At 43.0% G+C, this 244-nt stretch carries 1 rRNA gene; it reads right to left on the bottom strand.

Annotated elements, in window-relative coordinates:
- Positions 1–92 (bottom strand): 23S ribosomal RNA (locus HP552_RS00330); the annotation flags it as partial.
- Between the last annotated feature and the right edge of the window lie 152 nt (positions 93–244).

The following is a 244-nucleotide window of genomic DNA, read 5'->3' as shown; positions in this document are numbered from 1 at the left end:
TTACAGCTCCCCGAGGCAGTTTCGTTGTTCGCCACGTCCTTCATCGGCTCCTAGCGCCTAGGCATCCTCCGTGTGCTCTTAGTAGCTTAACCAATTGCTCATGCGAGCAAATGCAATCTACCGTTTTATTGAAACTTGTTTACACAAGTTCAGCTAAAAGGAATGTTCTAATTCGCAATTTTCGTTTCGATATCTAGTTTTCAAAGAACAAGCTCCATGCAAAAGCAAGCTGTTTTGAGAGTTT

The organism is Paenibacillus xylanilyticus (assembly GCF_013359935.1).
Lineage (GTDB): Bacteria > Bacillota > Bacilli > Paenibacillales > Paenibacillaceae > Paenibacillus > Paenibacillus xylanilyticus.
This window is presented reverse-complemented; position numbering and strand designations above follow the sequence as displayed.